Origin of the sequence: uncultured Aureimonas sp., assembly GCF_913775355.1 — a bacterium.
Taxonomy (GTDB): domain Bacteria; phylum Pseudomonadota; class Alphaproteobacteria; order Rhizobiales; family Rhizobiaceae; genus Aureimonas.
Genome location: NZ_CAJYIU010000248.1, coordinates 1 through 5,584, shown reverse-complemented (window position 1 = coordinate 5,584; position 5,584 = coordinate 1). Strand labels below are relative to the sequence as shown.

Genomic DNA, 5,584 nt, shown 5'->3' with positions numbered 1-5,584 from the left:
GGCGCCTCGGTCTGCGCTCGCCCTGCAAGGTGGTGATCCTGTCCTCGCTGGTGGCCGACGAGGACGCCGCCGAGCGCCGCGAGGCGTTGCGCCTCGGAGCCTTCGCGGCGATCGGCAAGCCGTCCGGCGCCGTCAGCCTCGACATCCGCGAGCGCCGCGCCTCCGAGATCGTGGCGACCGTCCGGCGCGCCGCCAACCTTCCCGTCGCGGCGATCGCCCTTGAGACCGCGTCGGCGGCGGAGGTCGATCGGCAGGCGGCGGAGCCCCCGAAATGGCGGGCCTTCTCGACCTCGTCGACACGGCCGTCCTCCGCTTCGACGCCGAGGGTCGGCTGGCAGGGGCCAATGCGGCCGCCGCGATTCTTCTCGGCGAGGCGGAGGTCCGGCCGGGGCGCCGCGCGGATGAGATCTTTGCGGACTACAACGCGGCGATCGCCGACCTCGTATGGGAGGCGCTGGGGGCGGCGCTGGGTGCCCCCACCCATCGCGAGGCGATCGAGGTCGCGCGCGCCGACGGGTCCTGGACCCCGCTGCGCGCGACGGTCGCCCGTCGGAGCGAGCCGTCCGGCGCGGCGCTGCTCCTCGACGACATCAGCCGGGAGCGCCGGATGAAGGCGCTCCTCGACCGCACGCTGTCGACGAGCGTCGCCGACCAGATGATCGACGCCGCGCCCGGCGCCGCCGACGGCGAGACGCGGACCGTCTCGATCCTCTTCGCCGACCTGCGCGGTTTCACCGCCCTTTCGGAAGCCCTCGGGCCGGCGGGCATGGTCCGCCTCCTCAACGACTACTTCTCCTTCATGGCCGACGTGATCCGCGAGCACGGCGGCGTCATCGACAAGTATATCGGCGACGCCGTGATGGCGTTGTTCGGGGCCCCGCTCTCGCGCGGCGACGACGCCGCGCGCGCCATCCGCGCGGCGCGCGACATGATCCGCGCGCTGGCGCTCTTCAACGCGCCGCGCCTTGCCGCGGGCGAGCCGCCGGTCGACATCGGGATCGGGCTCGCGACCGGCCCGGTGATCGCGGGCACCATCGGCTCGCCGGACCGCCTGAACTACACCGTGATCGGGGACGCGGTGAATCTCGCCGCGCGGCTCGAAAGCCGCACCAAGAGCTACGGCACGCCGCTGATCGCCTGCGGCGAGACGGTTCGGGCTGCGGGGACCGGATCGGGCGCGAGCCGGCTCATCGACATCGCGCGCGTCGTCGGCCAGGATCGGGCGACCGAAGTCCACGAGTTGCGGATGGAGCCGATCGACCCGCGGACGGAACGCCGCTTCGCCAAGGCGCTGACGCTCTACCGGCAGGGCGACTTCGCGGCCGCCGCCGCGCTCTTCGAGGCGGATGCGGCGACGGACGCCCCGTCGCGCCTTCTCGCCGACCGCGCCCGCCGCCTCGCCCTCGATCCGCCCGCCGGCTGGACCGGCGTCTGGACGCTGACCGACAAATGACCCCCGCATCCCGCCCCGACCGGGCGACGGCCACCATCGGCGTGCTGGTCTGCGAGGCGGGGGGCCGGGCGGCCGCCCTCCCGCTCGCGGGCGTCCTCGGCGTAACCGAGCCCTCGCCCGTGACGCCCCTGCCCTTCTCGCCGCCGCTGATCGACGGGCTGGTCCTCGCCATGAACCTGGCGGTCGTCCAGATGACGCTCGCCCCCCTCTTCGGCGGCCCGCGCCCGGCGGAGGGCGCCGGCGTCCTCGTGGTGGCCGCGCAGAGCGACGACGTGCGCGCGCTCCGCCTCGACGCCGTCCTCGCCATGGCCGAGATCGGGACGGAGACGATCGCGGACGAGGAGAGCGTCGACGCGCTGGCCGGCGGGTTCCTCACCGGCCGGTTCGAGTGGAACGGGCGGAGCGTCGCGCTCCTCGACCTTCCCGCGCTCTGGGCTGCCGGGAGCCTTGCGCCCGCCGACCTGCCGCCGGCCGAGGGCGCCGGCCTCCTCGCCCGGATCGAGCCGGCCGACGCCGCCGCGCCGCTCGAGGGTAATGCGCGCGCCCGGACGCCCTTCCTTTCGATCGTCTCGGGGGGCGAGCCCTATGCCGTGCCGTCGGCCGCGATCGAGGAGATCCTCCTCGTCGAGGCCGTCCGCCCGATGCCGGGCGCGCCGCCCTTCGTGGCGGGTCTCGTCGACCGCCACGGCACTCCGATCCTCGCCCTGGATACGCGGCGTCTTCTCGGCCACGAGCCGGCACCGGGCGCCCGGACCGCACTGGTCCTGCCCTTCGCCCGCGGCGTGGTCGCCCTTCTGGTCGAGCAGGCGCAGGGCATCGTCTTCTTCGAGGAGGACGATCCGCACCCGATGACCGAGGCCGCGGCGGGGATCGCCAGCTACCTCGTCGACGAGCGCGGGCGCATCGTCGGGCTGGTCGACCCGCAAGAACTACTGGCGCAGGTCGCAGCGCAGATCGGCGACCTCATGCCGCAGCGGCTCGAAGCCTCCGCGCCCGAGCGCCCCGGCCCCGATGCCCGGACCGGCGAAGCCGCACAGTTGCTCGTCGTCTCGGTCGGTGACGACGCCTTCGCCCTCCCCCTCGACCGGGTGGAGCGGATCCGCCCCGAGGTGCGCCTCACCCCGCTGCCGCGCAGTGACACCGGCTTCACCGGCGTCGCCGATGTCGGCGAGACGACCGTGCCGATGCTCGATCTGCGCGACCGGCTTTTGCCCGGCAGCGGGGCGCCGCGCACCGGGCATCCCCCTTGCGTCCTCGTCCGGCTGGAGGGTGCGCTCGCCGGGCTGGCGGTGGACCGCGTCCTGCGGATCGAGGCGGTGGAGCGCTCGCGGATCGACGCGGTGGAGCCGCAGGACCGGCTGCCCGTGTCGGGCGTCTTCGAGGCTGCCGACGGGCGCCTCGCATCGATCCTGATGATCGACCGCCTGCTGCCCCTGATGCCGGCGGCGTTGCGGTGACGGCGATCCTCCCGCTCGCCCGCCACGAACGGTTCGAGGCGGGCGACGACCGGGACCGGCTCCGCGCACGGCTCCGGCCGCTCTTCACGCTGCCCGCCGCCGACGCCGTGCGCTTCCCGGTCGCGCTCGACGCTGTGGCCGTGGGGGGCGCTCTGTTTCTGCGTCTTGCGGCCGAAGGGCTCCGCCTCGTCCGCGAGCCGATGGCCGAACGCCGGGGCGGCTGGGATCACCCGGCGATCCTGATCGTGCGACGGGGATCGCTCGCGGTCGCACTGGACCGCGGCACCCGGACGCTCCTGCCGAACGATCACGTCCGTCTCGACATGAGCCGGGGGTTCGATCTGTCCGCCACGTCCCCCTTCGAGGCATCGATCGTCCTTTGGCGGAGGGAGCTCGCCGGCGCGTCGGCGCACGGCGCGATCGGACGTGCCGGCGAGGGTCCGTCCGATCTCGTCGCCTACCATGCGGATCACCTCCTCGGCGAAGCGGGCGGCCTCGCCCCGCGCGAGGCGCAGGCGGCCGTTCGGGCGCTGGTTCACCTCGCGACCGCCGGGCCGGGCGCGGCCGGAGAGCCCTCCACGGATGCGGGCCGGGAGCGCCTCCTGTCGCTCCGCCGCTTTCTCGCTTCGCACTCCGCTCGGCGCGACCTCAATCCCGAACGGCTGGCCGAGGCGCTCGGCGTCTCGCGAGCCGTCCTCTACCGCACGGCCGCGCCGGAAGGCGGCGTCGCGGCGATGCTGCAGGACGCGCGCCTTCGCCATGCCGCAGCGCTCCTCCTGTCCGAGGAGGCCGCGGCGCGGCGCATCGGCGAGATCGCGGAGATCGTCGGTTACCCGTCGGGGGCCGGCTTCTCGCGACGCTTCACGGACCGGTTCGGGCTCGCCCCCCTCGCCTTCCGCGCGCTCCATCGCGCGTCGGGCGAGCGCGACGTCGACCCCCGATTCACGCTGTGGCTTTCGGACTGACGGTCGGGCCGGACTTTCGGACCGCCGCCCCTTGGCATCGCGACGCGAGCCCGGCTAAGTATCGCCGACCCGGCGCTCGACCTTAAGCCATGCAGCAGCTCGACCTCGAAGACCTTGCCCCTCGCGACCGCTTCGACGCCTGGACAGCCGTCACGAGCCCGTTCTTCGCCGTCTCGCGCCCGGCTCGTCGGACTTTCGCTGCCGCATGTCGGCGGCGCACTGGGACGGCGCACTCTTGATCGAGACCGACGTTTCGGCCCAGCGCTACGAACACACGGTCCGGCACGCGAAGAACGGCGGCTGGGACCAGATCGCCTTCCAGATGTATCGCCGCGGCTCCTATCGCGGCATCTATGGCGAGACAGAGGTCGACGTCGCCTCCGGCGACATCAGCGTGATCGATCTCGGCAAGCCCTACGTCAAGGAAAGCACGGACGAGGCCGATCTCAATCTGATCGTGCCGCGCAGCACGGTCGAGCGACACCTGCCGGCGCTGCGGCACGGCATGGTGCTGATGCGTTCGGCACCGCTGGCGCGCCTCGCCCAGATCCATCTGGAGGGGCTCCTCTCCTGCATGGACCAAATCGAAGCGCCCGCCGCCCATCATGCGATCGACGCCTTCCTGATCCTCCTGTCGGGAACCGGCCTGACGGACGACGTGCCCGCCGCCCGCCCCTTCCTGCGCGCGACGGCCCGGCGCTGCGCGGAGGACGTCATCCGCCACCGTCTCGGCAAGGGCGAGATCGACATTGCGGCGCTCGCGCGGGCGTGCGGCGTGTCGCGGGCGACGCTCTACCATCTCTTCGCCGACGACGGCGGGGTCCACGCCTTCGTCCAGGCCGAGCGCCTCGCCCTCGCCTGGCGGCTCGTTCAGGAGTTGCCGGGCGTGCCGCTGCAGGACATCGCCGACCGCTGCGGCTTCCACGATGCGGCCGGCTTCTCGCGCGCCTTCCGCCGTGCCTTCGACGCGTCGCCGAGCGCCGCGCGCGGCCAGGCCATCCCCGTCGATGCGCCCTCCCTCGACACGCCCTGCAAGTGGATCGACAGCGTCACGCGGCTGAGGGGTCCGGGCGAGGCGTAAGCCCTCCGTCGTTCGTCGCGCTGTTCTCAAGCCAGTTGCGCCGCCAGCGGCCGGTGTTGACGAAGTCGCGGCAGGCGACCCCGCGCGACAGCGCCTCGCTCGGCACGACGCCGTAGCGCGTCCGGAAGGCGCGGGCGAACGCGGAATCGCTGGGAAAACCCACCGACAGGGCCAGCCGCGCGACGCTGCCTCGCCCCTCTCCGGCCGCCATCAGATGCCGCCGCGCGCATTCCAGACGGCGGTCGCGGATGCAGGCGGCAATGCCCCCGATCGGCTCGAATAGACGGTAGAGCGCGGACCGCGACAGGCCGAACTGCCGGCAGATCAGGGTCGGCGACAGGTCGGTGCGCGAGAGGTTGCGCTCGATGAAGGCGAGGATCGCTGCGACCGGCAGGTCGAGCACCTGCGCGGACGCGAGCGGCCGCGAGGCCGCCAGAAGCGTTGCGGCCAGCGTGCCGATGGTCTCCCGCAAGGCGTCGCCGTCGGCCATCGAGAGCGTCGGACCGGAGCCGGCAAGAAGGGCGAGCTGGCCTGCGAAGAGCTGGCCGAGCGGCGCCGTCCCGTCGATCAGCGTGTTGTGGCAGGCGTCGAGCGCGGTGGGCGCGAGGCGCACGAGGCTGCGCAGGAT

5 protein-coding genes are annotated in these 5,584 nt (G+C 73.5%); 4 read left to right on the top strand and 1 reads right to left on the bottom strand.

The genetic code is table 11. From position 1 onward, the window contains the following. Nucleotides 1-271: 271 nt before the first annotated feature. The 4 genes from QZ753_RS14955 to QZ753_RS14940 all read left to right on the top strand — a co-directional run bounded on the left by QZ753_RS14955 (nt 272) and on the right by QZ753_RS14940 (nt 4,956). Complete coding sequence (locus QZ753_RS14955) at nt 272-1,453, top strand: adenylate/guanylate cyclase domain-containing protein (protein WP_294644696.1); 1,182 nt, start codon at nt 272-274, stop codon at nt 1,451-1,453. Beyond that, entirely contained in the window at nt 1,450-2,910 is a 1,461-nt protein-coding gene (locus tag QZ753_RS14950; RefSeq protein WP_294644695.1) for a chemotaxis protein CheW, read from the top strand. Before QZ753_RS14955 ends, QZ753_RS14950 begins: the two co-directional genes overlap by 4 nt. Next, nucleotides 2,907-3,875 carry an AraC family transcriptional regulator gene (locus tag QZ753_RS14945; RefSeq protein ID WP_294644693.1) on the top strand — a complete coding sequence of 323 codons (969 nt, stop codon included), beginning with the start codon at nt 2,907-2,909 and terminating at the stop codon, nt 3,873-3,875. The genes QZ753_RS14950 and QZ753_RS14945 overlap by 4 nt, the downstream gene beginning before the upstream one ends. A gap of 139 nt (nt 3,876-4,014) precedes the next feature. After that, nucleotides 4,015-4,956, top strand: a complete 942-nt coding sequence (locus QZ753_RS14940) for an AraC family transcriptional regulator (RefSeq protein ID WP_294644697.1) — start codon at nt 4,015-4,017, stop codon at nt 4,954-4,956. On the opposite strand, the gene QZ753_RS14935 is transcribed toward QZ753_RS14940, so the two are convergent. Further along, the coding region (locus tag QZ753_RS14935) for an AraC family transcriptional regulator (protein WP_294644692.1) at nt 4,925-5,584 on the bottom strand (660 nt) is incomplete at its 5' end. The genes QZ753_RS14940 and QZ753_RS14935 overlap by 32 nt on opposite strands.

Coding starts and splice junctions, on each gene's coding strand:
- QZ753_RS14955 (WP_294644696.1), top strand. CDS start 272: ATGGCGGGCCTTCTCGACCTCGTCGACACGGCCGTCCTCCGCTTCGAC.
- QZ753_RS14950 (WP_294644695.1), top strand. CDS start 1,450: ATGACCCCCGCATCCCGCCCCGACCGGGCGACGGCCACCATCGGCGTG.